Source organism: Achromobacter sp. JD417, from assembly GCF_041879325.1.
Classification (GTDB): domain Bacteria; phylum Pseudomonadota; class Gammaproteobacteria; order Burkholderiales; family Burkholderiaceae_B; genus Achromobacter; species Achromobacter mucicolens.
On record NZ_CP087159.1, the window covers coordinates 1,056,336 to 1,083,203 of the forward strand.

Here is a 26,868-nt window from a genome sequence, read left to right on the forward strand (position 1 = left end):
TCTGCCTGGGCTATCGCCTTTATTTGGGGACGTGTGTGCAGGAATCCAAGGTGGCCGGCGCGGCGGCGTTCGGCAAATTCATGGCGGTGCTGCAAGCGGTGGCCGATGCGCCGCAGCCGCCGACGGCCCCCGTGCTGGCCCGCACCTGCGGCTATCCCCGCCCCACCGTCTACCGCATCCTGGCGGCGCTTGCCGAGCAGGGAATGGTCGCGGAAAGCGGGGGCGCCTATCGCCTGGGCACGCGCCTGATGTCGCTGGCCAGCAAGGCCTGGTCCCAGTTCGACCTGCGCGCCGCGCTGGCGCCGGAACTCCAGGCGCTGCGCGACCAGACCGGCGAAACGGTCCATCTGGCCGTTCCCGCCGGCCACGAAATGATCTACATCGACAAGCTGGAAAGCCCCGGCCCCGTGCGCATGGTGTCGCGCGTGGGGGCGTCCGTGGCGCTGCATTCCAGCGCCGTCGGCAAGGCCTACCTGGCCGCGCTGGATGAGGCCTCGCGGGAACGCCTGCTGCAGGATCTGCCGCTGTCGTCCCGGCTGCCCGCCACGCTGACCAGCCTGCCCGCGTTGCGCGAGGCGCTGGGCGCGGCGGCCGAGCAGGGCTACGCTATCGACAACGAGGAAAACGAACCCGGCATCGTCTGCTACGGCGTCGCGCTGTGCGACGGCGCTGGCCGGCCGGTCGCGGGCGTCAGCGTCAGCACGCTGCTGTTCCGCCGGGCCGGCGACCCGCAGGCCGCCTATATCGACCCCTTGCTGCGGCTGCGCGACGCCGCCGCGGCCAAACTCGCCGTCCTGCCGGTATCGTCCGGCGGCAACTGATCGCTCGCTCCAGAGGAAATCCATGACCGCAACCGCTGCTCCCATCGCCTCCAAGCTCGCCGCCCTGCTGGCTGCCCGCGTCGTGCCCGTGCTGCGCTACACCGACGCGGCCGCCGCTGCCTATGCGGCGGAAGTCGCGGTCTCGGCCGGCTGCACCACGCTGGAACTGACCTGGACGATCCCCAACGTCACCGACCTGGTGCGCGCCCTGCGCGACAAGCACGGCGCCAGCCTGCTGCTGGGCGTGGGGACGGTGCTGGACGAATCCCAGGCGCGCGAGGCGCTGGTGGCGGGCGCGGACTTCCTGGTGTCGCCCGCCCTGGCGCACGAGATCGTGGACATGGCCCACGCCGCCGACGCGCTGTGCATGCTGGGCGCCTTTACCCCGACCGAAGTCCTGGCCGCGCGCCGCGCGGGCGTGGACGTGGTGAAGGTGTTTCCGGCCGACACGGGCGGCCCCAAGCACCTGGCCGCGCTGAAGTCGGTGTTTCCGGACACGATCTTCTGCCCCACGGGCGGCATCACGCAGGAAAACATGGGCACGTACTTCGCCGCGGGCGCGGGGCTCGTGGGCATCGGCAGCAATCTCTACGACAAGGCCGCCTTCGCGTCGCGCGACACCGCCGCGCTGGTGGCGCAGATCACCCAGACACGCGAGGCCGCCCATGGCTGATTTCGATATCGTGGCGCTGGGCGAGCCGCTGGTCGAACTGAACCAGACGCACAAGGGCCAGCGGCAATACCTGCAGGGGTTCGGGGGCGACACCTCCAACGCGGTCATCGCGGCGGCCCGGCAGGGCGCGCGCTGCGCGTATCTGACCCGGGTCGGCAATGACGCCTTCGGCAAGCAGTTCCTGGACCTGTGGCAGGCCGAGGGCGTGGACACCACCGGCGTCGAGGTCGACGACGATGCCCACACCGGCCTGTATTTCGTGCAGCACGGGCCGGACGGCCACGCCTTCAGCTATCTGCGGCGCGGGTCGGCCGCCAGCCTGATGACGCCCGCCAGCCTGGATGCCGGCCTGATCGAACGCGCCCGGTTCCTGCACGTCTCGGGCATCAGCATGGCCATCAGCACCACGGCCTGCGACACGGCGTTTGCGGCCATCGCGCGGGCGCATGCCGCCGGCGTGCAGGTCAGCCTGGATTCGAACCTGCGGCTGCGCCTGTGGCCCGTGGACCGGGCCCGCGCCATCCTGCGCGAGGCGATGCGCGCCGCGGACGTGTTTCTGCCCAGCATGGACGACATGCAGCATCTCACCGGCAACGACGACCCGGAGCGCACGCTGGACTGGATCCGCGATGGCGGCGCGCCGGGCGTGGTGGTGCTCAAGCTGGGCAAGGACGGCTCCATCATCGACGACGGCCACACCCGCACCCCGATGCCGGCGCTGCGCGTGCAGGCCGTCGATGCGACGGGCGCCGGGGATTGCTTTGCCGGCAGCCTGCTGGCGCGCCGTTGCCAGGGCGACGCCTGGGAAGACGCCGTGCGCTACGCCAATGCGGCGGCGGCGCTGTCCACCCTGGGCTATGGCGCGGTCGATCCGCTGCCGCGGGCCGAGCAGGTCTGGGAACGGCTGAAAGCCGCTTCAACCTAGCCAAAAACCGGCCGGTTGGCGTCCTTTCCGGATTTCAGGCTAAAATGCCAAGTTATCCGAATTTTTTTCCGCCAGCCCGATTTCCGGTTGTGCGGGCCAATTTCCGCGAATTCAACAGGAGAAATCAACATGGCTGAACGCAAACGCGTGCGTCGTAACACCCTGGAACGCCGTTGCCTGGGCAAGGCTTTCAAGCGCTTGTTCGTCAAGTCGCCCAAGGGTGTGTTCAAGATGCTGGAAAAGATCAAGCGCGTCTAAATGACGTGTCTGGCCCGGTGGTCGTCAAAACCTGCCGGGCCCGATCAAAAAAAACCGCAGGGCGCGAGCCTTGCGGTTTTTTTTCGTCTGCGCGGCGCGTCAGCCTTGCGGGGGGCCGAGCTTGGGCCGGATGAAATCCATGAATGCGCGGGTCTTGGCCGGCTGAATGCTGGACGGGTACACCACGTAGATCGAGATCGGGTCCACCGACCAGCCCGGCAGCACCCGCCGCAGCGAATTGCGCTGGATGATGGGCTCCAGGGCATGGCAGTGCGGCATCCGCGTGATGGCCAGGTCCAGGCCGGCCAGCGTGCCGGCGATGCTCATGTTGTTGGCGGCCAGGTGACCCGTGACCGCGACGCGCTGCGAGATCGCGCCGTTGTTCAACGTCCAGTACGAGTGCTCCTCGTCGATCGTCGTGCGCAGGCATTGATGCTGCGACAGGTCGGCCGGCGTCTGCGGCGTGCCATGACGTTCTATATAGCGGTCGGACGCATACAGGTGCGTTTCCAGCGAAACCAGCTCCTGCACCACGGCGCCTTCGATGGCGCGATGCGGCGTGCCGTTGCCGTTGCCATTGCCGGCGGAGGCGCCCGGGTAGTCGGCCTCGCGGCCAAACCGCAGCACCACGTCGAATGGCGTGCCCTGCGCGTCCGATGCCGTCATCATGCTCAGGTCGAACTCGCACTCCACGTCGGGATAGCGATCGGTGAAATCGCTGATGGTCTCGGGCAGCAGCCAGATGGCCAGGCTATAGGGCATGGACACGCGCAGATTGCCCGACGGGCCGCCCGACAGCGAGAGCAGCTGCTCGTGCGCCAGGCGGGCTTCGTCGATGAGGCCTTGGCAACGGCGCATGTAGGCCGCGCCCGCATCCGTCAGATCGAGCCGGCGCGTGTTGCGGTTGATGAGCCGCAGGCCGATGGCGCGCTCCAGTTCGTTGATCCGGCGGGAAAGCGTGGACGTCGGCATCTCCAGCGCGCGCGCTGCCTGGCTGAAGCTCTTGCGCTTGGCCACCTCGACGAACAAGGCGATGTCATTGAGCTGGACGGGCGAGGCTTCCATAGGCGTTCCGAATTGGGCCGCCCGAGTTTACGCCAGTCCGCTGCGCGCCCCAACGGCCGCGGCCGGGCGCGGTCTCAAAAAAAACCGCACGGTTTGTCAGATTTGATTGCAAATTCCAAAGACGTGCCATCGGTTGGCGCAGGCATATCCCCTACACTTCAGGCGAAATCATAAGAACCAAGACCGCAGCGGTTTCTGGAAGATCGCAAGGGGCACAGCAGGCATGACCGATACACCGATTTTTTTCACTGTTCTGACGCCGACCTACAACCGGGCAGGGACCCTGCACCGCGTCTACGAATCGCTCTGCCGGCAGACTTTCCGGGATTTCGAATGGGTCGTCGTGGACGATGGCTCCACCGACAACACGCACGAGTCCATCCTGCACTGGCAGTCGCTGGCGGATTTTCCGATCCGCTATGTCTGGCAGAACAACCAGCACAAGAAGACCGCTTTCAACCGTGGCGTGCGCGAGGCGCGCGGCCAGATGATCGTTGGTCTGGACAGCGACGACGAGATGCCCCCCGACGCGCTGGCCATCTTCCATGAAGCCTGGAACGCGATTCCGCCCGCGCGCCGCGACTCGTACTTCGCCATCACCGGCCTGTGCGCGCGGCCCGACGGCAGCATCGTGGGCGACCGCTACCCGCAGGATGTCTTCGACAGCACGGCGGTGGACGTGTATTTCCGCTATCGCATCAAGGGCGAGAAATTCGGCTGTATGCGCACCGACATCCTGCGCAAGTATCCGTTTCCCGAGGACGTGGCGGGCTTCGTGCCCGAAAGCCTGGTGTGGTGGGCCGTCGCCCGCGCCGGCTATCTAAGCCGCTTCATCAACCGCGTCGTGCGCACGTATCACGACACGCCCGGCGGGCTGAGCCAGGGGGCGGTATCGGTGGCGAACAACGCCCAGGGCCTGTATCTGCTGGCCTGGGACATGCTGCAGCATCACCTGGAATTCTTCCGCTACCGTCCGCGCGAATTCATGATGGCCGCGGCGCGCTACACGCGCTTCAGGCTGCACCTGAAACATTCAGGCGTGCCCACGGCCGTCCAGGCTTACCGCCTTACCCATCCGGTCGCGACGTTCCTCGTGGCCGTCATGTACCCGCTGGGCTACGCGCTATACCGCCGCGACCGGCGGCGCGGCGTGGCCTAATCCCAGATAGACCTCCACCACGCGCGGATCCTGCGCCACGTCGGCCGCGGGGCCTTCCAGCGTGACGGCGCCGGTTTCCAGCACGTAGGCGTAATCGGCCACTTGCAGCGCGGCGCGCGCGTTCTGTTCGATCAGCAGGATGGACACGCCCATCTCGCGCAGCCGCGCCACGATGCGAAAGACCTCGCGCACGATGCGCGGCGCAAGCCCCAGGCTGGGTTCGTCCAGCATCAACAGGCGGGGCTTGGCCATCAGCGCGCGGCCCACCGCCAGCATCTGGCGCTCGCCGCCGGACAGCGTGCCGGCCAGTTGGACCCGCCGTTCGCGCAGCCGGGGAAACAGGTCATAGACCTCGGCCAGCGTCTGGTCCTGGTCGCGCAGGCCGCGGCGATAGCGGTCGAAAGCGCCCAGCATCAGGTTGTCCTCGACCGTCATCTCGGCAAAGAGCTCGCGCTTTTCCGGCACCAGGTTCATGCCGGCGGCGACCATTTCCTCGATCTCGGCGTGCGCTTGCGTCTTGCCGCCAAAGACGATGCCGCCCTGCGACGGCAGCACGCCCATGATGGCCGACAGCAGCGTGGTCTTGCCCGCGCCGTTGGGACCGATCACGGTGACGATCTGGCCTTCGCCCACTTCCAAACTGACGCCCGAGACCGCCTCGACCTTGTCATAGGCCACACGCAGGTCGCGCACTTGCAGCAGTTTTGCGCTCATTCTTCCACTCCGCCCAGATACGCTTCAAGCACTGCGGGATTCTGCTGGATCTCGGCCGGCAGGCCTTCGGCAATCTTTTCGCCGAAGTCCATGACCACCACGCGATCCACCAGACCCATCACGAAATCCATGTCGTGCTCGACGAGCAGGATGGCCATGCCCTCGGCGCGCAGGCGTTTCAGCAATTCGGCCAGCTCGCATTTTTCCTGGTAGCGCAGGCCCGCCGCAGGTTCGTCCAGCAGCAGGATGCACGGGTCCGAGGCCAGGGCGCGCGCGATTTCCAGGATGCGCTGCTGACCCAACGCCAGCGAGCCGGCCTCGTCGTGCAGATGCTTGCCCAGTCCCACGCGCTCGACCTGGCGCGCGGCTTCGGCCAGCAGACGGGCTTCTTCCGGACGGTCCAGCCGCCAGGCAGCCGGCAACACGCCGCGATGCCCGCGCAGGTGCGCGCCGATGGCCACGTTTTCCAGCACGCTCATGCGGCCCAGCAGCCGCACGTGCTGGAAGGTGCGCGACAGCCCCAGGCGCGCGATCTTGCGCGCGCCCACGCCGGCCACCGGCTGGCCCAGCAGCGTGACCTGTCCCGAGGTCGGCGTGTCCACGCCGGATATCTGGTTGAACATCGTGCTTTTGCCCGCGCCGTTGGGGCCGATCAGCGCCAGCACTTCGCCCGCGCGGATCTCCAGGTTCATGGCGTTGTTGGCGACCAGGCCGCCGAACTTGCGGGTCACGTCCACGGCTTTGAGCACCACCTCGCCGCGCGGCGGCATGGTGCGGCGGGGCAGCGGCTCGGCGGTCATGTCGACCGTGCGCGGCTTGCGCTTGACCGGCACCCAGCGCGTCAGCACGGGCCACAGGCCGCTGCGGGCGCGGTGCAGCAGCAGCACCATGCCGAAGCCGAATACGATCACTTCGAAGTTGCCGGTCTGGCCCAGTACCTTGGGCAAGAGGTCCTGCAGCCATTGCTTGAGCACCGTGAAGACGCCCGCGCCCACCAGCGCGCCCCACACCTGCCCGGCGCCGCCGATGACGGTCATGAACAGGTACTCGATGCCCATCTGCAGGCCGAAGGGATTGGGGTTCACGAAGCGCTGCATGTGCGCGTACAGCCAGCCCGACGCGCAGGCCTGCAAGGCCGCGATGACGAAGATCACCATGCGCGAGCGCGCCGTGTCCACGCCCATCGATTCGGCCATCACGCGTCCGCCCTTGAGCGCGCGGATCGCGCGGCCTTCGCGCGAGTCCAGGAGGTTCTGCGTGGACCAGATGGCGACGAGCAGGAAGGCCCAGATCAGGTAGTAGATGTTGCCGCCCTGGTTGAGCGTCCAGCCGAACAGGCTGATGGCCGGAATGTCGGGAATGCCGGTGTGGCCGCCCAGACCTTCGACGGAGCCGAACACGAAATACAGCGACAGGCCCCAGGCGATGGTGCCCAGCGGCAGGAAGTGGCCGGACAGTTTCAGCGTAATGGCGCCCAGCAGGTACGCAAGCGCCAGCGTCAGGGCCAGGCCGGCCAGCAGCGTGAGCCAGGGCGACGCGCCCAGCCAGCCCAGCCACGCGGGCAGCGTGTCCGCGCGGGTGGTCAGGAGCGCTGTCGTGTAGGCGCCCACGCCCACGAAGGCGGCCTGCCCGAAGCTGGTCAGGCCGCCGACACCGGTCAGCAGCACCAGGCCCAGCGCCACCAGCGCATACAGGCCGATGTAGTTCAGCAGCGTCACGTAGAAAGGCGGCAGCACCAGGGGGCCGAGCGCCAGCAGAGCCAGGAAGGCGAGGAGGATGTGGCGCGGGGTCATTCGTCTTCTTCCTCGACGTGATGGCTGTTGAGTGAACGCCAGAGCAGCACGGGGATGATCAGCGTGAACACGATGATCTCCTTGTAGGCGCTGGCCCAGAACGACGAGAACGCTTCGATCAGGCCGACCAGCACCGCGCCCGCCGCGGCCAGCGGGTAGCTCACCAGCCCGCCGATGATGGCGCCGACGAAGCCCTTCAGGCTGACCATGAAGCCCGAATCGAAATACATGGTCGTGATCGGCGCGATGAGAATGCCGGACACGGTGCCGATCAGCGCCGCCAGAAAGAACGTGGCCTTGCCCGCGAACACGGGCGAGATGCCCATCAGGCGCGCGCCGATCCGGTTGAACGCCGCGGCGCGCAGCGCCTTGCCGTACATCGAGCGTTCAAAGAACTGGTACAGCACGACGATCAGCACCACCGACACCGCCACGACCCACAGCGCCTGGCTGTTCACGTTGACCGGACCCAGCGTCAGGCTGGCGTCGCTGAAGGGCGCCGTGCGCGCGCCTTCCGCGCCGAAGGCCAGCAGCCCCAGGCCGACGAGCGCCAGGTGGACCGCGATGGATACGATCAGCAGCACCAGCGTCGAGGCCGACGCGATCGGCTGATAGAACAGGCGATAGAGCTGCGGTCCCATCGGCACCAGCAGCAGCAAGGTCAGAAGCGCCTGCACGGCCATCGGCAACTGCGCCAGCGGCAGGCGGTACAGCAGCAGCGCGAGCGCCAGCGGATAGATCACCTTGGCCGCCATGCGCCAATGGGCGCCGCGCCGGGCGGGCCGTTTGCGGCGCGCCATCAGGTCGGCCGCAGCCTCGGCCAGCGCGAACGCAAGCAGCAGCCACACCAGCAGGATGGGCTTGCCGGCCTGCATCGCGGCCATGGTCAGCGCGCCGAAGGCGACGAACTCGCCCTGCGGGATGAACAGGACGCGGGTGACGGTGAAGACGAGCAGGATGGACAACGCCAAGAGCGCGTAGATGGCGCCGTTGGTGATGCCGTCCTGCCCGAGTATCAAGGCAATCTGAGCATTCATACAGAATTCCAATAAGCGGATGTCCCCCCCGAAGCGCTGCGCGCTTCCCCCCAGGGGGCATGCCTGCGGACCGGCGGAGCCCGGATCCGCGGCATCCCGATGGGACGCGCAGAGCCTGCTTTCTGGCGACGCCCGCATCGCATGTGAGCGTGGGGGGAGATCCTTTTACTTGACTAGCGTCCAGTTGCCGTCCTTGACGGTGATGAGTTCGCGGCCGCGTTCGTCAAAGCCGCTGTGGTCGGCGGCGCTCATGTTGTAGACGCCTTGCGTGCCGACCAGCTCCTTGGTTTGCTCCAGCGCATCGCGCAGCGCGCTGCGGAACTCCTTGGTGCCCGGCTTGCCGGCCTTCTCGGCGATCGGCACGGCCTTCTCCAGCAGCAGGCCGGCGTCGTAGACGTTGGCGCCGAAGGTGGCGGGCTTGGAGCCGTTGAGCTTTTCGTAGGCGGCGATGTAGTCGGCGGCGACCTTCTTGGACGGATTGCTGTCCGGCATTTCGGGCAGCACCAGCATCAGGCTGGCGGCCAGCACGGTGCCTTCGACTTTCTTGCCGCCCAACTTCAGGAAGTCGGGCAGCGCGGCGCCGTGGGTCTGGTAGAACTTGCCCTTGTAGCCCTGGTCGAACAGCGTCGTCTGCGGCAGCACGCTGGCGGCGCCCGGCGCGGCCACCAGCACGGCGTCCGGCTTGGCCGACAGGATCTTCAGCGCCTGGCCCGTGACCGAGCTGTCAAAGCGCAGGTAGCGTTCGTTGGCGGTGATCTTGATGCCCTTTTCCGCGGCCAGTCCCGAGAAAACCTTGTACCAGTTCTCGCCGTACGGGTCGTTCAGGCCGATGAAGCCGACGGTCTTGATGCCGGTCTTGGCCATGTGGTCCACCAGCGCGCGCGCGATGATGTCGTCGTTCTGCGTGGTCTTGAACACCCACTTCTTCTGGTCGTTCATCGGCAGCACCACCGCGGCGGTGCCCACCGGCGCCAGCATCGGCACGCCGGCCTCGGCGGCGAACTGGATCACGCCCATGGCGTTGGGCGAACCCGACGGGCCGATCAGCGCGTCCACGTTCTGCTCCGTGATCAGTTTCTTGAAGGCCGTGACCGAGTTGGTCGAGTCGCTGGCGTCATCCAGCGAGATGTATTCCACGGTCAGGTCGCCGATCTTCTTGGGCAGCAGCGGCACCGTGTTCTTTTGCGGAATCCCGACCAGCGCGGTGGGGCCGGTGGACGAGGTGACCACGCCGACCTTGACTTGGGCCAGGGCGGGCAGGGCGAACAGGGCGGCGACGGCAGCGACGGCGGCCAGGGGGAGTTTCTTCGACAGCATGGCAAAACCTCCGGGGTAGGGAGCAGAGTGGGAGTGCGGCTGGAAAGCGGAGAAAACGGGAACTGCGGAAATACTTGTTGCTTAAAGTTTCTTACCTTCAAGGATCAGCACTGTAGACCCGGGTCCCGGTGCTTACCTATCCGTCAAAACCCGAAGCGACGGTCAGATGGTGATTGAGCTGACGCTCGCGCCGCCGCAGACGAACAGCGTCTGGCCGGTCACGAAGCTGTTGGCAGGATCGGCAAAGAACATGACGGCGCGCGCCACGTCGTCCGAACGGCCCAGCCGCTTGACCGGGATGCCCTCGGCAAGCTGCCGTTCGCGTTCGCTGCCGGCTTCGATCACTTCGTAGAACATGTCGGTCTGGATGGGGCCGGGCGCCACCACATTGACCGTGATGCCGTAAGGCGCCAGTTCCAGCGACCAGGTGCGCGCCATGCCGATCATGCCGGCCTTGGTGGCCGAGTAGGCGGTGCGCGTGGGCAGGCCCAGCGCGCCGCGCGAGGACATCATCACGATGCGGCCGAACTTGCGTTCCTGCATGCCGGGCAGGGCGGCCTGGACCAGGCTGATCGCCGCGCCCAGGTGGATCTGCGTCAAGCCATGCAGTTCTTCCTGCGTGACCTGCGGCAGCAGGTTCGGCCAGATCACGCCGGCGTTGTGGATAACGTGGCTGACCGGAAACTTCGCGGCGACGTCGGCACCCGCCTGCGCGGTGGCGGCGGCGTCCAGCAGGTCCACCTGCACGTTGTGCAGCCGCGGATGCGAGAAATCCGCCGCGCGGCGCGCCATCGAGATCACCTCGTAGCCCGCGTCGAGCATGCTGCGGCAGATTTCCGCGCCGATGCCGGCGCTGCCGCCGGTCACGATGGCCACATGGGTTTGCGTCATGGTTTCCCCCTTTGATTATTGGTGTGGGCGGGACGGCGTCAGGCCGTGGGCGCCAGCGCCAGCACGCGCAGCGGGCTGCCCGAGCCGCTGCGGATCTTGAGCGGCGCCGAAAAGATCACCGCGCCGGTGGCCGGCAGCTGGTCCAGGTTGGTCAGGCACTGCAAGCCGTAGCGGTTGTTGCCGTGCATGTAGTAGTGGCAGGGATAGGGCGGATCCAGATGCTGGGCTTGCCCGGCGTCCGTGCCCACCGATTCGGTGCCGAACCCATGCACGTCGCGTTCCTTGATGAGCCACGGCACGACCTCTGCATCCGGGCCGGGCGAATGCGCGCCGTCCGCCTGCATGTTCAGGTAGTCGGCGGGCTTGGCGCGCTTGGACCAGTCGGTGCGCATCAGCACCCAGGACCGCGCGGGAATGCGGCCGTGCTGTTCTTCCCATTTCTTGACGAAGTCGATGGTCAGGAGGAAGTCCGGGTTGCCGGCCGCCTGGGCGGAACAGTCGATCACGCAGGCGCTGGCGATGAAGGCGTCGACGGGAATGGTGTCCACCGTGTTGTCCGGCTGGTCCTTGCCCGTGACCCAGTGCGCGGGCGCGTCGAAGTGCGTGCCGGTGTGTTCCGAGCACGAGAAGTTGTTCCAGTACCAGGCAGGACCGCGCTCGTCGTAGCGCGAGATTTCCTCGATCCGGAACGGCCAGGCCTGCCCGAATTCCGGCGGCAGCACAATGGTCGGAAACTCCGGCGTCAGCGTTTCGGTCAGGTCCACCAGGCGGATGCGCCCGGAGACCAGCTCGGTCATGAACTGGGCAAGGATAGGTTGACTCACGATGCGCTCTCCTGTTGGTTCCTGCGGGTGTCGGACACCCTTTGCTTCGTAGGTGTCTGACACCCGTTGCTGCTGCGTAGGTGTCTGACACCGCGTTATCCAGCGGTCAGCCGCCCGCGCCCAGCTCCCGTTCCAGTCCCTTCGGGTTCTCAGCCAGCCGCGCCCGGAATTCCTGCGCCACGTCGCCCACGTACACGTCTTCGATGCCATCCTTCAGCGCGCGCACGATGGCGGCGGCGATGGCCGCTGGCGCAACACGCGGGGGCGGGGTGCGTTGTTCCCATTCGTGATCGACCGGGCCGGGAAACACGTTCACCACCCGCACGCCCGCGCCGCGCATTTCCGCGCGCAGGCATTGCGCCAGCGACAGCGCGGCGGCCTTGGATGCCGACCACATGCCGCGTGCCGGCAGGTTCATGTGCGCGTAGATCGACAGCACGTTGACCCACGCTGCGGCGCTGTTCACGCCGTCGGCGGCGCGGCCGCACAGCGCCGGGCCGAAGCTCTGCGCCAGCCGCATCAGCCCCAGCACATTGACGTCCATGGCATCGCGCGCGGTGTTCACGTCCTTGCGGCTCAGCAGCCCGCCCTCGCGCTCCAGGTCGGCCGTGTTGACCAGGATCTCGACCTTGCCGCCGATGGATGCGGCCACGCGCTCCACGGAATCGGTGTCGGTCACGTCCAGCGTCACGGCCTGCACGCGCGGGTCCGCCGCCAGGGCGTCGAACGCGGCATCGCGCCGCCACGCCTGCGGATCGCCCAGGAAGACCAGCGGGCTGCCCGCATCGAGCAGCGCGCGCGCCACGGCCTGGCCCACGGCCGACTTGCCGTCGGTGACCAGCGCGCGGCGGAACTTCGGATCGCACGAGGTCTCGCGCAGTGTCTTGTCGTCTTCCATGTTCGGCGTATTCCTTTCGGGCAGGGCGATCATCACGGCCTGGCCGCTGCGGTCCAGCTTCAGGGCCAGGCGCACGCGCGCGCCGTCGGCGCAGTCCTGGTGGACGTGCGCCACGACGGAGGGACCGGCGTCCATCCGCACCGTGCCCACGCGCCACGGCAGGCGTTCGCGGAAGTACAGGTCGTTGCTGTGATGCAGCGTCGTGCTGACGAGCAGCACGCCGTTCGGGTCGGCGGGCCGCCAGGGCAGGTGCTCGGACAGGCAATGGCCGCACACCTCGCGCGGCGGGTACTGCACCGTGCCGCAGTCGGCGCAGGTCTGCAGATCGAAACGCCCCTCGGCGGCGGCGGCGGTCAGGCCCAGCGCGGCGCGGCTACGCGAGCCGGGCGGCAGCGTGGGCTGCCGCGTCCGGGCGACGGGGTTCTTGCGCGGCGGCTTGGCCAGCGGCTCGGTCATGCGTCGCTCCTTGCCAGGATGGCCGCGGCGGTGCACAGCCCGCGGTCGTAATTGATCATGCCGAAGCCGCTGACCAGCCCCATGCGCGCCTCGCGCACCTGCGTGCCGCCGGCCGTGCCCGTCAACTGGCGCAGCGCCTCGACCATGCCCAGGTAGCCGCCGGCCGCGCCGGCCTGGCCCACCGACAGCTGGCCGCCGTTGGTGTTGAACGGAAAGCTGCCGTCCACGGTGAAGGTGTTGTCCCGCACGAACTGCGGCGCGGCGCCTTTCTTGCAGAACCCCAGGTCTTCCATCTGAATCAGGTTGATGACGGGATAGTCGTCATAGGCCTGCAGGAAGTCCATGTCCGCGGGGCCGGCATTGGCCTGCCCATACAGTTCATCGATGTCCAGCGTCCAGCCGCCCCGGGTCTGAATGGGATCGTCGATCCACGCGTTGTGGCGCTCGATGGTGGACAGGATGCGCGCATAAGGCAGGTTCAGCGCGCGGGCGCGGTCCTCGCGCATGACCAGAAACGCGTCGGCGCCCGCGCACGGCATGACGCAGTCGAACAGGTGGATCGGTTCGGTGATGACGCGCGCGTCCAGGTACTGGGCGAGCGTCAGCGGCTTTTTCATCAGCGCGTGCGGGTAGCGCAGGGCGTTGTCGCGTTGCGCCACGCAGAGCTTGCCGAAGTCCTCGCGCGTGGCGCCGGTCTGGCGCATGTAATTGGCGGTCAGCAGCGCAAAGCTCGCATTCGGGCCGCCGGCGCCATACGGATAGACGGCGTCCTGCGCAAAGCGCGAGAACTGGCTGACCGTGTTGCGAAACGAGTCCACGTGGTTGGTGTCGCCGGCCAGGCAGGCCACGATGTCGGCATCGCCCGCCTGCACGGCGCGCGCGGCGCGGCGCAGCGCGGCCACGCCGCTCGCCCCGCCCATCGGAATGTGATCGAGCCAGCGCGGCGTCATGCCCAGATGCTGGACCAGACCGACCGCCGTGTCCGGCGCCAGCGTGAAGCTGGACACGCACAGGCCGTCGACGTCGGTCTTGGCCAGCCCGGATTGCCGGATCAGCGCGCCCAGCGCGCGTCCCAGCCACCAGTGCGCGGCGTGCGTGGAATAGCGTTCATAGGGAATGGTGACGGGCAGGGCCGCCACGACGCCGTCGTAGCCCAGGCGACTCATGGGCGAGTCCCCTCGGCCGGGCGCTTCTTCATGTGGCAGGTGTCCACGCAGCGCGCCGTGCCCGGCAGGGTGGGCGCCAGCGCCTTCATTTCGCCGCGCTGGATCTTGTTGGTGGTGGTGAGCGGCAGGCTGTCCACGAACGCGACATACCCGGGCGCCTTGTAGTACGCCAACTGCGACAGCGACCATTGCACGATGCTGCGCGCGGCTTCGGCCATGGCGTCCGCGCCGGCGGGCAGCGTTTCCGGCACGACGCACGCCAGCACCTCGTCGCCGCGCACGGCGTCCGGCACGGCGGCCACCGCCACGGCCTTCACCAGCGGATGCTGCATCAGCACGCTTTCCACTTCCACGGCCGAGATGTTCTCGCCGCTGCGGCGGATGACGTTCTTCTTGCGGTCGACAAAGCGCAGGGCGCCGTCGGCCTCGCGGCGCACGATGTCGCCGGTGTGGAACCAGCCGCCTTCCCAGGCTTCGTTGGTGGCGGCGTCGTCCTTCAGGTAGCCGGCAAAAAAGCCATAGCGCGGATCCTCCCCGGCATGGCGCACCAGCAGTTCGCCCGGTTCGCCGATGGCGGCCGGATCGCCCGCGTCGGTCACGATGCGCACCTCGACGTCAGCTTCCTCGCTGCCGAAGCTGCTGGTGCCGACGTGGCGCGGTTCCCGGTTGGCGATGATGACGGCGCCCGCGCCGGTCTCGGTCATGGCCCAGGCCTCCAGCAGCGGGAAGCCGAAGCGCGCCTCGAAGGTGGCATGCAGCTTGCGGTCCACGCCCGCGCCGAAGCCGAAGCGGATGGCCGGCTGCAGATCCTGCGGGGAAGGCTCGGCCTTCATCAGGATGGCGGGCATGACGCCCAGGTAGTGCAGCACGGTGGCGCGCGACTCGCGCACGCTGTCCCACCACGAGCGCGGGTGAAAGCGATCCAGCGGGATCAGGCAGCCACCCGTCAGCACCATCGCCATTGCGGAATAGGCCATGGCGTTCATGTGCACCAGCGGCAGCGGCGTCAGCATGCGTTCCTGGCCGGGCCGCAGCGCGGCCAGGCCGCCGATGCGGGCGTACCAGCCGCCCGCATGCAGAAAATAGCGGTTGGGCAGGATGCAGCCTTTGGGCCGGCCGGTGGTGCCGGACGTGTAGAGCAGCGCGCACTCGGTCAGTTCGGAAGGCGGCGTGCCTTGCAGGGGCGCGGCGAAGGGCGCGGTGGGCGGCGCGTCGTCCGGACCCATCACGCGCAGTTCCCGGCCCGCCCGGTCCGCTGCCGCCTGCAGGTCCGCGTGGCGTCCCGGCAGCGCGACCGCCAGCGCGATCTCGGAATGGCCGGCCAGATACTCCAGTTCGGCGGCGCGCAGGTCCGGATTGATCGGCACGACGGACACGCCCAGCGCATTCAGCGCAAACCAGTGCAGGAAGAACGCGGGCCGGTTTTCCAGCAGCAGGCCGGCGCGGTGGCCGTGGCCATAGCCAGCCTTCTCATACGCGGCGCGCAGCGTCTCGATGGCGTCGGCCGCCTTGCCGTAGGTCAGTTCGCCGGCCTCGATCCCATAGGCATCCGCCGTTTCGGGCAGGATGCACAGGAATGGCTGGCCGCCGTGGCGGGATGCGGTGTCGGCAAAGGCCTGGTGGACGGTGGCGGTCACGGTCCGCTCCTACATGAACAGTTGGATGTTGCCGAAGGCCGCGTCGCAGTTGACGAGGTCCACGCGTTTCAGGCGGATGCGCAGCGCGCCGTCCTGTTCCAGCAGGTGATGCGTGGCCCAGCCCGCAAAGAGGGTCTGCGTGTCCTGCCGCGTTTCGACGTAATGGAAGGCGGTGCGCACCACGTGCCGCCCTTCGGCAGGCGCCGATTCGGGATGGTCATGCTCGACCGTGGGCGCCTGCAGCAGGTGATGGCAGCGGCTCTTGGGCTGCTGCGAGAACGTGCGCTGGCCCGCCAGCCGCTCGACGCGCACGCGCAGCAGCAGCTTGTCCTCGTACATCAGCGAGGCGTGCAGCTTGGCATCGGTCTGGCCGTGCGCCAGCGGCATCCAGTAATAGCCGTCGTCCGTGTACAGGTTCAGCCATTCCTCGAAACGCAGCTCGTCCAGCATGCGCGCCTCGGCATAGACAAAATCGATCAACTCGCGGTCGCTTGCGCTCATACCGACTCCGATCCGGTCATGTGGCGGCCCCATGCGCGGTACTGGTTGCGCATCTGCCATTCGTTGGTGCCATTGGTGACGACGTTCTTCTGGTCCGCTTCGCCGGGCGCGTAAAGCCGTCCCACGTTGACCCAGTCGCGTGCGCGCGAGTGCAGGCCGTCCTGGGCGCGTTCGTACATTTCCAGGTCGTCGTGGCCCACCACGGACGTCGGCGCGTTGATGAGCCGGTTGTACATGAGCGTGCGTTCCAGCAGCAGGTCCGGCGCGCCCACCAGGCGGAATGTCCAGGACTCCACCAGCGTGCGGTCGGCGGCGATCGGCTTGAAGATCCGCAGCGTCTGGATCGGCCCCTTGACCATGATGTTGGGGAAGTACACCGTGTTGTGGCGCACGTCGCCCAGGATCGCCTTGGCGCGGTCTTCGCCGTAGGCCTGCACCATCGAGTCCCAATACCCCGGAATGCCGGAATACGAGGCGTGGATGGAGTCGGAAACCCCGGTGTGCCCGTGTCCGTTTTCCCAGACGCGGATGCCCATGTTCTCGAAGAACTCGTAGGGCGAGATGAACGGCGCGAACAGCTCGACCGCCATCGGCTTGGGCGTGCCTTCGGGCGCCTGCTCCCAGACCTTGACCGCCGTGCCCGCCGAGGATTCGTGCGCGACCATCGGATGGCAGGTGTCGGTCTGGTTGTCGACCAGCATCTTCCAGTTGCAGCGGTGCATGTAGCGCAGCACGCCGCCGGCGACTTCAAGGCGGCCTTCGGGCGAGCGGTCGACCATGTTGTCCAGCGTCGAAAGCGAATCGCCGAAGAATTCCTCGAACGACTGGCCCTCGGGGTTCAGGCGGCAGAAGACGAAGCCGCGATGGTTGCGCACGTCTTTCACGGCGGCCATGCCCTGGCTGGCTTCGCAGTTTTCCAGGCCGGTGTTCTCGTAGCCTTTTTTCAGCGGGATCGACAGCAGGCTGCCGTCCGTCTTGAACGTCCAGGCGTGATAAGGGCAGCGAAAGAACTTGCCCGTGTTGCCGCAGGCCTCGCCCGCGACCATGGTGCCCTTGTGCGGGCAGCGGTTGTGCAGCACGCGCACGCTTTTGTCGCTGTGGCGGACCATCACCACCGGCTGGTTGCCCACGGTGGTGGTGATGTAGTCGCCCGGGTTGGGCACCTGGCTGTCATGGCCGACATAGACCCAGGTGTTGGCGTACAGGCGTTCCATTTCCAGGTCGAACAGTTCCTGGTCGATGAAAAGGTCCTTGTGCACCTCGGTGTCGCGGAGCAGCGCGCGGATGGCGTCGGGATTGTCGCGGTATTTGCCCATGGTCGCTTCCTAGTCGGGGACTACAGGTCCAGCACCAGGCGCGCGGACTTGGCGCGCGAGATGCAGATCTGGATGATCTTGCCGCTCGCCTTCTCGGTGTCGGACAGGTAATAGTCGCGGTGGTCGGGCTCGCCTTCCAGCACGGTGGCCTGGCACACGCCGCATTCGCCGCGCTTGCAGTCGACCATCGGGTCGCAGCCTTCTTCTTCCATGACCTCGACGATGGTCTTGTCGGCAGGAATCGTCAGCACGCGGCCGGACTGGCGCAGTTCGACCTCGAAGGCCTGGTCGCCGGCCTGGGGCGCGGCCGTCGCGAAAAGCTCGAAATGGATGTGGGCGTCGGGCCAGTGGCGCGCGTGCGCGCCCTGGATGACGGCGTCGATCAGCCCCTTTGGGCCACAGACGTACAGGTGCTGGCGCGGGGTGGCCGACGCCAGCAGCGCCTGCAGGTCGAACCGGCTCGCGGGATCGTCGTCGGCGTGCAGCGTCAGGTCGCCGCCCGCCAGCGCCTGCAGCTCGGGCAGGAAGGCAAGCTGGTCCTTGCTGCGGCCGCAGTAATGCAGATGGAACGCGCGGCCGGCGGACTTGAGCGCGGCGGCCATGGACGCAATCGGCGTGATGCCGATGCCGCCCGCAATCAGAATGACCGGCTCGTCGCCGGCAGGCGATTCGTGCAGCGGAAAGTCGTTCTTCGGGCCTTCCACGGTCAGCACGTCGCCCTCCGACAGCGCGTGCATGTGGCGCGATCCGCCCTGGCTGGTTTCTTCCAGCCGCACGCCCAGACGGTACTCGGCGGGTTCGGCAAAGCGTCCCGCCTCGGGCGCCATCTGCACCAGCGAATAGCAGCGCGGGTCGCGCAGGCTGGGGATCGTCACCTTCAGGTGCGCGCCGGGGCCGAAGGCGGGCAGCGCGCCGCCGTCTTCGCGCGCCAGCCGGAACGAGCGAATCAGCGGCGATTCCTGCCGGACTTCCCGGACGATCAGTTTGAGTGTCTGCACGATATCTGTCTCTGTCTGTTGGCGGCCTCAGGCGGCCAGTTTTTCCGCAATCTGGCGTTCCATGGGCTCGCACTTCACGTTGGCAAGCGCCGTGTCGCGCAGCGCGCGTAGCGCGTCGGCGGCATCGGGACGGCCGGCCAGCTGGTCCGCCGCCGCGATGAGCTGCCGGTACTTGCCGCCGCCGCGCACATGGGTATCGCTGTAGCCCTTGACCAGGCGGCGGCAGTTGACGGTCTCGACCGCCAGCGCGTAGTCGCGCGGCGCCAGCCGGGCCACCAGCGCCAGCCACGTTTCCAGCGATTCGGCCTCGATCTGGTGGCGCAGCGTGCCGCGCCGGAAGCGCCGCATGCCGGCCAGCGTGTACAGCATCAGGAAGCCGCCCAGCGTGCCGCTGCGCAGGCGGCGGCCCTTGCCGAGCCTGCGCTCCACGAAGCCGCCGAAGGCCTTGGAGCCCTCCAGCCAGCGGCCCAGCCGCGCCGGCAGGGTGCCGCAGATCTCTTCCAGCCGGGGGTGCATGAATTCGGTGGTGTCCACGAGCTGGCCGGGGCGCGCGCCGACTTCCGAACGCACGCGGTCAAAGCGCGTGCCGCGGGTCTTCAGGTCCGCCACGCGGATCACGTCGTCGTATGCCATGGCCGTGGCCACGTAGCGCGCGGCGGCACAGGTCAGCGCCCATTGGCGGGCGTCGCCGCCGTGCTGCGCGTCCAGGTCGCGGATCGCCTTCATCCGGCGCAGGTAGTCTTCGGCGTAGGCCAGGTCCTGGAATTCGATCTGGCGGCGCACACCCGCGGTCAGCATGGGCTGCGCACAGGCCGGAAAGTCGCGCCGGATGGCGTCCAGCAAGGCCTGCGCGCGCGGGCTGGCGGCGCGCTCGGGCACGGGCGGAACGGGACGCGCGAGGTTGATGGCGGCGGGCGCGTCCGGCGCCTTGTCGGCCGACTCGAAGCCCAGCGCAAACGCCCGCAGGCTCGCGTCCACGCCCAGGCCCGCGCGCCGCACGGTGGCCTCGAAGTCGTCGCGGGTAAAGGGCAGGGCGCCGCTGCCGGCCACCGCGCCAAAGAGGCTGGCGCTGATGACGCTGCCGGCGCGGTCGGCCAGATCCTGCAGGTCGAAGCACAGGAAGCGGCGCGCGGCGGCGCGTCCCGCTTCCAGCACCTTGTTCGGGTCCGCGATCCCGTTGCCGGGCGCGGACTTTTCGCTGACCGCAAAGCTGCGGTGCGACGACGCGATCAGGACCGTGCGTTCAGGTGTCACAAGACCGCGCTGGATGGCGCGGCCGCCTTCCATCAATTCGGCGGCCACCACCAGGTCCACGTCGCCCGGCGTGGGCATCAGCGCCAGGGCCGGCTGGCGGCCCGCGCGCTGCACGTCGGCCTCGGGCAGCAGCTCCAGGTAGTAGATCGTGGCGCCGGTGCGCTGCGCCACGCCTGGCACCGAGGTGGTCTGCGCCCACCAGCCCGCGTGCTCGGCCATGTCGACGATCCAGTCGGCCAGCACGCCGCCGCCCTGGCCGCCCATGGCCAGGATGGCGATCTTGATGGGGTTGCCTTGTTGCATCACCGCCGCGTTCATGGTGCTGGGTTCCTCAAAGGGCGTCGTGCGCCAGGCGCGCCGCGCGGCGCCGTTGCAGAAAGCCGATCACTGCGCCGCGCAGGCGCGCCACGAAGCGGTCGGCGCCGGTCGGGTTGTGGATGATGTCGGCGCGGTAGAACGACGGGCACAGCACGGCCGCATGCGCGACCTCGCCACAGTTGCCGCAGCCCACGCAGCTGCTTTCCACGTGCGCGACCGGGTCTTCCTTGAGGGGATCGCCGCTGTCCTTGACCGTCAGCGACGGGCAGCCGGACAGCCGGATACAGGCGTGGTCGCCCGTGCAGACATCCGGATCCACGCCAAAGCGTTCCTTCACGACGCGCTTGCCTTCCTTGACCGCCTTGTTGAACAGCGGCTTCACGCGCCGCTGCTTGTTCAGCATGCATTCGGACTGCGCGATGATGACCTTGGGACCCTTGATGTCGGTGGTCAGCGCCTCTTCGATGGTGGCGCGCACCTTGGCGACGTCGTAGGTCCGGTCCAGCGTGCGCACCCACTTCACGCCCACGCCGCGCACGGCCTGGTCGATCGGGTTGTTGGTCGAGCGGTCGGGATTGTCGGCGCGCGAGGACAGGATGTCCTGCCCGCCGGTGGCCGAGGCGTAGAAGTTGTCGACGATGACGATGACGCCGTCGTACTTGTTGAACACCGCGTTGCCGATGCCGGACGCCAGCCCGTTATGCCAGAAGCCGCCGTCGCCCATGATGGAGATGGGCCGCTTGGCGGCCGGCACGTTGAACGCGGCCGCGCTGGAGGCGCCCAGGCCGTAGCCCATCGTCGTGGCGCCCAGGTTGAACGGCGGCAGGATGGAAAACAGGTGGCAGCCGATGTCGCACGAGATATGGTGCTGGCCCAGCGTTTCCTGCGCCAGCGTCAGCGCCGAAAAGATCGGCCGCTCCGGACAGCCCGTACAGAAGCCGGCGGGCCGCGGCGGCACCACGGCCGCCAGGCCTTCGACGTGCTTGTGGAAGGTAATGGGCTGCTCGGCGGGGCGCGGCGGTTTGGGCCGCGAGATTTCGGTGATCGAGATCGCGGCAGGTTCCGCCTGCGGTTCAGCCGGGGCTTGCGCCTGGCCATCCGCCGCCACCGCCGGATGCGTCTGCAGCGATTCCGGCCGGTTGCGCTTGAGGAACTCGCGCAGGCCGTCGCGCATGACCTGGGTGGTGTATTCGCCTGCCATCGGCAGCACGTCCTTGCCGGACAACTGCGTGCTCACACCCGCCCGGCGCAGCACCGCGTGCAGGTTCTGCTCGATGTAGTCGGGCTGGCCTTCCTCCAGCAGCAGCACGGCGCGCTTGCCCCGGCAGAAGTCGATGACCTCGTCCTCGATGACGGGGTAGGTCACGTTCATGACGTACAACGGGATGCGGCTGTTGCCGAAGTTGTCGGCCAAGCCCAGCAATTGCAGCGCGCGGATCACGCCGTTATACAGGCCGCCCTGCAGGATCAGGCCGATGTCGTCCTGGTCGCCGTCGAAGTGTTCGTTGAGCTGGTTTTCCTTGATGTAGCGGATGGCCGCGGGCCAGCGCTCCTTGATCTTTTCCTGTTCGTGCAGGAACGACGCCGGCGGCAGCACGATGCGGCTGGTGTCGCGCGCCGGGCTTTCCAGCGCCTCGGCCAGGCTGAAGGCCGGGCGCTTGTTTTCCTTGGCGATGAAGCGCCCGTGCACGTGGCAGCCGCGGATGCGCAGTTGCAGCATCACAGGCGTCTTGCTGGCTTCGGACAGCGCAAAGCCGTCCTCCACCGCCTTGACCATGCTTTCCAGGTTAGGGCGCGGGTCCAGCAGCCAGATCTGCGACTTCATGGCGAACGCGTGCGAGCGTTCCTGCATGATCGACGAGCCTTCGCCGTAGTCTTCGCCCACGATGACCAGCGCGCCGCCCGTGACGCCGCCCGAGGCCAGGTTGGCCAGCGCGTCCGACGCGACGTTGGTGCCCACCGTGGATTTCCAGGTGACGGCGCCGCGGATGGGGTACATGACGGAGGCCGCCAGCGTGGCCGCGGCCGTGGCTTCCGAGGCGCTGGCCTCGAAGTGCACGCCCAATTCCTGCAGGATGTCGTTGGCGTCGGCCAGCACGTCCATCAGATGCGAGATCGGCGAACCCTGATAGCCGGCGACGTAGCCCACGCCCGATTGAAGCAGCGCCTTCGTGACGGCAAGAATCCCTTCGCCGCGAAATTCCTCGCCCGCGCCGATGCGCAGCTGCTGGACTTCTTTCTTGAAAGATCTTTCCGCCATCTGGATCCCTTACGCGGACCCGGGCGGGTCCTTAATCCGTGCTGCCGTGCAGCATCGTCCTGCCACGAAAACATCGCCTGAAAAATACTTTAGGAGTCAACGTTTTAGCTGTCAATAAAAAAGATGAAATTTCATGGAAATTAAAAAATATCACGCAAAAACAAGGGTGTATATACTGGTTGTCCTTTAGCTTTTTGACGGATTCGGAGCGCTGCAATGGTGCAAAAACGGGTTGCGATTTGGGGTATACCCTGTGCTGCGCAACAGCATTGCGGTACATCATGGCGCGCGGCTGCGCCGTCGTGGTGCAATGCGCTTTTCGGCAACGGGGCGGGCCTTCGAAATGGGTGCGTGGGAGCAAACCAACATGCAGGCAGATAAGCCACGCGGCACGCGCGCGGCCGCAACGGGCCCGCGGTTCGTCGACGGCTACCTGGCCTACCTGCTCGCGCAGGCCAGCCAGCGCATCTCGGCGGAATTCCATCAACAGGTCAAGGCCGCCGGGTTGTCCGTGACCGAATGGCGCGTGCTGGCCAGTCTTCAGGGCAGCGCCGGCGAAACCATCGGCAGCCTGGCGGTGCTGGCCATCACCAAGCAGCCCACGCTCAGCAAGGTCGTGCAGCGCATGGAAGCCGACGGGCTGGTGGCCCGCACCGGCGTGCGCGCAGACCGCCGTCAGACGCGGGTCTGCATCACGGCCAAGGGCTCAAACCTCATCGGCGGGCTGTGCGAACAGGCCTTGCAGCATCAAAAGGCGGTGCTCGCGCCCTTCGGCGAAGCCAAGGCCGCGATGCTGATCGAAATGCTCGATGTCCTGATGACCGAGCACGTGCCGCTGGAACTGCCCATCGACACCGACGAATGACGCCATCCGTTGCAAGCACGCACTCGAACATCGTTCGGTCCGATTATTTCGTTACATGCTATGCGTCCCTGATTGCTCCCGCTCTCTGAAAACCCCCTCCGGTACGCACAAACCCTGAATTGACGCGGGTCTCGCGGGTAGGCACACTCGCGCCGGTATTCAGACTACTGTCAGGAGTTGACACTTATGCGCCGCACTTTGATTGCTATCGCGATCGCCGCCGCCGTGGCAGTGCCCTCGATCGGGCAAGCCAAGACCTTCCGTTGGGCCGCCCAGGGCGACATCCTCACGTTCGACCCGCACTCGCAAAACGAGGGCATGACGATCGCCGCCAACAGCTACATCTACGAGCCGCTGGTCGACTACGACAAGTCCTTCAAGGTGTCGCCGCGACTGGCCACGGAATGGGAGCAGGTGTCGCCCACGCTGTATCGCTTCAAGCTGCGCCCCAACGTCAAGTTCCATGACGGCGCCGCGTTCACCGCCGACGACGTGGTGTTCTCGATCCACCGCGCCATGGCGCCCACGTCCAACTACAAGGCCTACACCACCGGCATCAAGGAAGCGCGCAAGATCGACGACCTGACGGTCGAGATCGAAACCTCGGCGCCCAACCCCGTGCTGCTGCGCCAGCTGACCAACGTGTTCATCATGAACAAGGCCTGGTCCGAAAAGAACAACATCGCCAAGCCGCAGGACTTCGTCAACAAGGAAGAAACCTACGGCGCGCGCAACACCAATGGCACCGGTCCCTACAAGCTCAAGAGCCGCGAAGTCGACGTGCGCACGGTCTTCGAGGAAAACAAGGACTGGTGGAACAAGGCCGGCAAGGTCGGCAACGTGACCGAAGTCGTGTTCACCCCGATCAAGCAGAACGCCACGCGCACCGCCGCGCTGTTGTCCGGCGAGATCGACTTCGTGCTGGATCCGGCCGCGCAAGACCTGGACCGCCTGCGCCAGTCGCAGAAGGTCGTCGAGGGCAACGAATACCGCACCATCTACCTGGGTCTGGACCAGAAGCGTCCGGAGCTGCAGTACTCCAACATCAAGGGCAAGAACCCGTTCCAGGACGTCCGCGTGCGCGAAGCGCTGTACCGCGCCATCGACGTCGACGCCATCAAGCGCGCCGTGATGCGCGGCCTGTCGGCGCCCACCGGCACGATGATCGCGCCGCAGGTGCATGGCTGGGCCGAATCGCTGCACAAGCGCGTGCCCTACGATCCCGAAAAGTCCCGCGCCCTGCTGAAGGAAGCCGGCTACGACGGCACGCTGAACTTCACGCTGGACTGCCCGAACAACCGCTACATCAACGACGAAGCCATCTGTCAGGCCGTCGTCGGCATGTGGGCCAAGGTCGGCGTCAAGGCCACCATGAACGCCATGCCGCGTTCCACCTACTTCCCGAAGGTGCAGTCGTTCGATACCAGCGCCTATCTGTTCGGCTGGGGCGTGCCCACGTTCGACGCCATGTACACGCTGCAGAACCTGATCCGCACCAAGGGCGAGGGCGCGGACGGCATGTACAACCTGGGCAACTACAGCAACAAGGAACTGGACGTCATCATCGACCGGATCAAGACCGAGACCGATCCCAAGAAGCGCGACGCCGACATCATCACCGTGCTGGAAGGGCACGCCAAGGACTTCGGGCACATCCCGCTGCATGACCAGGTCATCCCCTGGGCCATGCGCAAGAACGTCACGGTCATCCACCGTGCCGACAACCGCCTCGTTGCCGATTGGGTCAAGGTTGACTGATCCAGGCTAACCAGACGGCGGGACCTACCCGGTTCCGCCGTCTTGCTTTTTTCCGCCTATGTTCGCTTTCATACTGCGTCGCCTGTTGCAGGCCGTAGCGGTGATGCTCACCGTCGCGCTACTGGCCTTCGTGCTTTTTCAATACGTCGGCGACCCTGTCACCATCATGCTGGGACAGGACGCCACCGATGCCGAGCGCATCGAACTGCGTGAACGCCTGGGCCTGAACGAGCCCGCCATCGTTCAATTCGGCCATTTCGTGGCCAACGCCGTGCAGGGCAATTTCGGCATCTCCCTGCGCCAGAGCGAACCCGTTTCCACCCTGCTCAAATCCCGCCTGCCCGCCACGCTTGAGCTGTCGATGGTGGCTGCCTTGCTGGCGCTGGTCGTGGGCGTGCCGCTGGGCGTGTACACCGCGCTCAAGCGCAACAGTCTGGTCTCGCAGATGCTGCTGGCCGGGTCGCTGCTGGGCGTGTCGCTGCCGACCTTCCTGATCGGCATCCTGCTGATCCTGGTGTTCTCGGTGCAACTGGGCTGGCTGCCCAGCTACGGGCGCGGCGATACCGTCAGCCTGGGCTGGTGGACCTCGGGCCTGTTCACCGCCACGGGCTGGAAGCATCTCATCCTGCCGTCCATCACGTTGTCGCTCTTCCAGATGACGCTGGTGCTGCGGCTGGTGCGCTCCGAAATGCTGGAGGTCCTGCGCTCGGACTACATCAAGTTCGCGCGCGCCCGGGGCCTGAAGCGCCGCGCCATCCACTTCGGCCACGCGCTCAAGAACACGATGGTGCCCGTCATCACCATCACCGGCCTGCAACTGGGCGGCATCATCGCCTTCGCCATCGTGACCGAGACCGTGTTCCAGTGGCCGGGCATGGGCCTGCTTTTCATCCAGGCCGTCCAATTCGCCGACGTGCCGGTGATGGCCGCGTACCTGTGCCTGATCGCGCTGGTGTTCGTGGTCATCAACCTGATCGTCGATCTTCTGTATTTCGTCGTGGACCCGCGGCTGCGTTCCGGGCTGACTCGCGGCGGGGGGGCTCACTGATGCGCGCCGTACTCAAACGCTGGTGGGACAGCGACATTGCCTGGGCCTGGCGCCGGGCGCCCGTGGCCATCGTGGCCACCCTGTTGCTCGCGGCCCTCCTGATCGGTTCCTTCGGGGCCGGCTGGGTCGCGCCGCACAATCCGTTCGACCTGACCAAGGTCGAACTGCTGGACGCGCTGCTGCCGCCGGCCTGGGAACCCAACGGGCAGGCCACGTACCTGCTGGGCACCGATAGCCAGGGCCGCGACCTGTACTCGGCCATCCTGTACGGCACGCGCGTGTCGCTGCTGATCGGCCTGGCCTCGGTGCTGCTGTCCATGCTGATCGGCATCGTGCTCGGGCTGGTGTCGGGTTATGCCGGCGGCCGCATCGACGCCTTCATCATGCGGGTCGCCGACGTGCAGCTGTCGTTCCCCGCCATCCTGATCGCGCTGCTGATCGACGGCGTGGCGCGGGCGGCGGTGCCGCGCGAGATGCACGAGATCATCGCCTTTCCGGTGCTGATCGGCGCCATCGCGCTGGCCGGCTGGCCGCAGTACGCCCGCACGGTGCGCGGTTCGACGCTGGTCGAAAAGAACCGCGAATACGTGCAGGCCGCGCGCGTGATCGGCGTGGCCTCGCCCGTCATCATGTTCCGCCACGTGCTGCCCAACGTGCTGGGTCCGGTGCTGGTGCTGGCCACGGTGCACCTGGCCACCGCCATCATCACCGAGGCGACGCTGTCGTTCCTGGGGGTGGGGGTGCCTCCGACCGCGCCGTCGCTGGGCACGCTGATCCGGATCGGCAACGATTTCCTGTTTTCCGGAGAGTGGTGGATCACCATTTTCCCGGGCGCGGCGCTGGTGTTGCTGGTGCTGTCGGTCAACCTGCTGGGTGACTGGCTGCGCGACGCACTCAACCCGCGTCTGAACTGAGG

Annotated in this window: 24 protein-coding genes; 9 read left to right on the forward strand and 15 right to left on the reverse strand. The window is 67.1% G+C overall.

The features are described 5' to 3' along the window. The first annotated feature begins 35 nt into the window (after positions 1 to 35). The 4 genes from LN047_RS04825 to LN047_RS04840 all read left to right on the forward strand — a co-directional run bounded on the left by LN047_RS04825 (position 36) and on the right by LN047_RS04840 (position 2,677). Entirely contained in the window at positions 36 to 821 is a 786-nt protein-coding gene (locus LN047_RS04825; RefSeq protein WP_152383532.1) for an IclR family transcriptional regulator, read from the forward strand. 22 nt (positions 822 to 843) lie between these two features. Beyond that, positions 844 to 1,494 carry a bifunctional 4-hydroxy-2-oxoglutarate aldolase/2-dehydro-3-deoxy-phosphogluconate aldolase gene (locus LN047_RS04830; RefSeq protein WP_062840322.1) on the forward strand — a complete coding sequence of 217 codons (651 nt, stop codon included), beginning with the start codon at positions 844 to 846 and terminating at the stop codon, positions 1,492 to 1,494. Continuing rightward, positions 1,487 to 2,419, forward strand: a complete 933-nt coding sequence (locus tag LN047_RS04835) for a sugar kinase (protein WP_062840323.1) — start codon at positions 1,487 to 1,489, stop codon at positions 2,417 to 2,419. The genes LN047_RS04830 and LN047_RS04835 overlap by 8 nt, the downstream gene beginning before the upstream one ends. A 129-nt stretch (positions 2,420 to 2,548) precedes the next feature. Then, the gene (locus LN047_RS04840) at positions 2,549 to 2,677 is read left to right on the forward strand and encodes a hypothetical protein (protein ID WP_006226408.1); all 129 of its coding nucleotides are present in this window, start codon (positions 2,549 to 2,551) and stop codon (positions 2,675 to 2,677) included. Positions 2,678 to 2,776: 99 nt separating this feature from the next. On the opposite strand, the gene LN047_RS04845 is transcribed toward LN047_RS04840, so the two are convergent. Further along, complete coding sequence (locus LN047_RS04845; protein WP_062840324.1) at positions 2,777 to 3,742, reverse strand: LysR family transcriptional regulator; 966 nt, start codon at positions 3,740 to 3,742, stop codon at positions 2,777 to 2,779. Between the two features lie 223 nt (positions 3,743 to 3,965). Between LN047_RS04845 and LN047_RS04850 the strand changes: the two genes are divergently transcribed. After that, complete coding sequence (locus LN047_RS04850) at positions 3,966 to 4,901, forward strand: glycosyltransferase family A protein (protein ID WP_056321085.1); 936 nt, start codon at positions 3,966 to 3,968, stop codon at positions 4,899 to 4,901. Here LN047_RS04850 and LN047_RS04855 read toward each other — a convergent pair. The 14 genes from LN047_RS04855 to LN047_RS04920 all read right to left on the reverse strand — a co-directional run bounded on the left by LN047_RS04855 (position 4,866) and on the right by LN047_RS04920 (position 22,281). Beyond that, positions 4,866 to 5,615, reverse strand: coding sequence for an ABC transporter ATP-binding protein (locus LN047_RS04855; RefSeq protein WP_062840326.1), 750 nt, complete (start codon positions 5,613 to 5,615; stop codon positions 4,866 to 4,868). The genes LN047_RS04850 and LN047_RS04855 overlap by 36 nt on opposite strands. Beyond that, complete coding sequence (locus tag LN047_RS04860; protein WP_152383536.1) at positions 5,612 to 7,408, reverse strand: branched-chain amino acid ABC transporter ATP-binding protein/permease; 1,797 nt, start codon at positions 7,406 to 7,408, stop codon at positions 5,612 to 5,614. Before LN047_RS04860 ends, LN047_RS04855 begins: the two co-directional genes overlap by 4 nt. After that, entirely contained in the window at positions 7,405 to 8,445 is a 1,041-nt protein-coding gene (locus LN047_RS04865; protein ID WP_063953265.1) for a branched-chain amino acid ABC transporter permease, read from the reverse strand. Before LN047_RS04865 ends, LN047_RS04860 begins: the two co-directional genes overlap by 4 nt. Positions 8,446 to 8,610: 165 nt before the next feature. Continuing rightward, positions 8,611 to 9,762: an ABC transporter substrate-binding protein gene (locus LN047_RS04870; protein WP_062840328.1), complete on the reverse strand. Its 1,152-nt coding sequence runs from the start codon at positions 9,760 to 9,762 to the stop codon at positions 8,611 to 8,613. Positions 9,763 to 9,924: 162 nt separating this feature from the next. Next, the gene (locus LN047_RS04875; protein WP_056321097.1) at positions 9,925 to 10,653 is read right to left on the reverse strand and encodes an SDR family NAD(P)-dependent oxidoreductase; all 729 of its coding nucleotides are present in this window, start codon (positions 10,651 to 10,653) and stop codon (positions 9,925 to 9,927) included. Between the two features lie 38 nt (positions 10,654 to 10,691). Next, positions 10,692 to 11,477 (reverse strand): cyclase family protein, encoded by a 786-nt coding sequence (locus LN047_RS04880; RefSeq protein WP_373981234.1) that lies wholly within the window; start codon positions 11,475 to 11,477, stop codon positions 10,692 to 10,694. A gap of 106 nt (positions 11,478 to 11,583) precedes the next feature. Continuing rightward, positions 11,584 to 12,831 carry an SDR family NAD(P)-dependent oxidoreductase gene (locus tag LN047_RS04885; RefSeq protein WP_373981235.1) on the reverse strand — a complete coding sequence of 416 codons (1,248 nt, stop codon included), beginning with the start codon at positions 12,829 to 12,831 and terminating at the stop codon, positions 11,584 to 11,586. After that, positions 12,828 to 13,997, reverse strand: coding sequence for a thiolase family protein (locus LN047_RS04890; RefSeq protein ID WP_373981236.1), 1,170 nt, complete (start codon positions 13,995 to 13,997; stop codon positions 12,828 to 12,830). Before LN047_RS04890 ends, LN047_RS04885 begins: the two co-directional genes overlap by 4 nt. After that, a complete protein-coding gene (locus LN047_RS04895) occupies positions 13,994 to 15,634 on the reverse strand; it encodes an AMP-binding protein (protein ID WP_373981237.1) in 1,641 nt (546 codons plus the stop codon). Before LN047_RS04895 ends, LN047_RS04890 begins: the two co-directional genes overlap by 4 nt. A 9-nt stretch (positions 15,635 to 15,643) precedes the next feature. Further along, entirely contained in the window at positions 15,644 to 16,135 is a 492-nt protein-coding gene (locus LN047_RS04900; protein WP_373981238.1) for an aromatic-ring-hydroxylating dioxygenase subunit beta, read from the reverse strand. Beyond that, entirely contained in the window at positions 16,132 to 17,451 is a 1,320-nt protein-coding gene (locus LN047_RS04905; RefSeq protein WP_373981239.1) for an aromatic ring-hydroxylating dioxygenase subunit alpha, read from the reverse strand. Before LN047_RS04905 ends, LN047_RS04900 begins: the two co-directional genes overlap by 4 nt. A 20-nt stretch (positions 17,452 to 17,471) precedes the next feature. Continuing rightward, positions 17,472 to 18,449 carry a PDR/VanB family oxidoreductase gene (locus LN047_RS04910; RefSeq protein WP_280148499.1) on the reverse strand — a complete coding sequence of 326 codons (978 nt, stop codon included), beginning with the start codon at positions 18,447 to 18,449 and terminating at the stop codon, positions 17,472 to 17,474. 27 nt (positions 18,450 to 18,476) lie between these two features. Continuing rightward, the gene (locus LN047_RS04915; protein ID WP_373981240.1) at positions 18,477 to 20,021 is read right to left on the reverse strand and encodes an indolepyruvate oxidoreductase subunit beta family protein; all 1,545 of its coding nucleotides are present in this window, start codon (positions 20,019 to 20,021) and stop codon (positions 18,477 to 18,479) included. Positions 20,022 to 20,034: 13 nt separating this feature from the next. After that, positions 20,035 to 22,281: a thiamine pyrophosphate-dependent enzyme gene (locus LN047_RS04920; protein WP_373981241.1), complete on the reverse strand. Its 2,247-nt coding sequence runs from the start codon at positions 22,279 to 22,281 to the stop codon at positions 20,035 to 20,037. A 367-nt stretch (positions 22,282 to 22,648) separates the two neighbouring features. On the opposite strand from LN047_RS04920, the gene LN047_RS04925 reads away from it, so the two are divergent. The 4 genes from LN047_RS04925 (at position 22,649) to LN047_RS04940 (ending at position 26,866) form a co-directional block, all read left to right on the forward strand. Beyond that, a complete protein-coding gene (locus tag LN047_RS04925; RefSeq protein ID WP_056322688.1) occupies positions 22,649 to 23,146 on the forward strand; it encodes a MarR family winged helix-turn-helix transcriptional regulator in 498 nt (165 codons plus the stop codon). Between the two features lie 186 nt (positions 23,147 to 23,332). After that, the gene (locus tag LN047_RS04930; RefSeq protein ID WP_346529158.1) at positions 23,333 to 24,904 is read left to right on the forward strand and encodes an ABC transporter substrate-binding protein; all 1,572 of its coding nucleotides are present in this window, start codon (positions 23,333 to 23,335) and stop codon (positions 24,902 to 24,904) included. A gap of 58 nt (positions 24,905 to 24,962) precedes the next feature. After that, a complete protein-coding gene (locus LN047_RS04935; RefSeq protein ID WP_008158681.1) occupies positions 24,963 to 25,952 on the forward strand; it encodes an ABC transporter permease in 990 nt (329 codons plus the stop codon). After that, positions 25,952 to 26,866: an ABC transporter permease gene (locus LN047_RS04940; protein WP_056321125.1), complete on the forward strand. Its 915-nt coding sequence runs from the start codon at positions 25,952 to 25,954 to the stop codon at positions 26,864 to 26,866. The genes LN047_RS04935 and LN047_RS04940 overlap by 1 nt, the downstream gene beginning before the upstream one ends. Positions 26,867 to 26,868 lie beyond the last annotated feature (2 nt).